Source organism: Micrococcus sp. KRD070, from assembly GCF_017168435.1.
In the GTDB taxonomy this organism is placed as follows: domain Bacteria; phylum Actinomycetota; class Actinomycetes; order Actinomycetales; family Micrococcaceae; genus Micrococcus; species Micrococcus luteus.
The window spans coordinates 1-946 of sequence record NZ_JABFNH010000051.1; the positions used below are offsets into that span (position 1 = coordinate 1).

General features: G+C 68.7%; 1 pseudogene. It reads left to right on the forward strand.

Features of this window, described 5'->3' with window-relative positions:
- Window positions 1-83 precede the first annotated feature (83 nt).
- Window positions 84-946, forward strand: a pseudogene (locus J1M38_RS11625) (IS3 family transposase); the annotation flags it as partial.

Consider the following 946-nt stretch of genomic DNA (forward strand, 5'->3'; position numbering starts at 1 on the left):
TGGGCTGACCCCGTTTCGTAGGTCCAGTCGTTATGAGAGTCGTCCTGTTGCCCGCGGTCGCGGGCAGGGAGACTGGTCAGATCATGACGAACAGCAGGAAGCGTCACACCCCCGAGCAGGTCGTCCGTAAGCTCGGGCAGGCCGACAGGATGCTCGCCGATGGTCAGGACGTCGCGGCGGTGTGCCGGGAGCTCGGGGTGTCCGAGCAGACGTACTACCGGTGGCGGAACCAGTACGGCGGCCTCAAGGCCGACGACGCAAAGCGCCTGAAGGAGCTGGAGAAGCAGAACGCGACCCTGAAGCGTCTGCTCGCGGAAGCGGAGCTGGAGAAGGCCGCGCTCAAGGAGCTGGCTGAGGGAAACTTCTAAGCCCGGACAGGCGCCGCGCCGCCGTCGATCACCTCAAGCGCAAGTTGCGGGTGAGCGAACGGATGGCGTGCCGTCTGGTCGGGCTGAGCCGCTCCGCGTACCGGCGACCGCTCAAGGGCGACACGGTCGCGGACCCGGATCGGGCGCTCAGGGAGTGGCTGCGCGCCTGGGCGAAGGACCATCCCCGCTACGGGTATCGGCGGGCGTATCACGACGCCCGCGCCGAGGGGTGGGTGGTGAACCACAAGAAGATCCAACGCCTGTGGCGTGACGAAGGGCTCCGGGTCCCGCAGCGGCGTCGACGCAAGCGCGTCGGGTCCTCGACCGTCGACGCGCCGACGGCGGACGCGCCGAACGTGGTGTGGGCGGTGGACTTCCAGTTCGACGCCGACGAGCACGGACGACCGATCAAGATCTGCTCGATCGTCGACGAACACACCCGGGAGTGCATCGGCGGGCTCGTGGAGCGCTCGATTACCGCCGACCGACTCACCGCCCACCTCGAGGACCTCGTCGCCTCCCGGGGCGCCCCGGCGGTGCTCAGGTCGGACAACGGGCCGGAGTTCATCAGCGAGGCG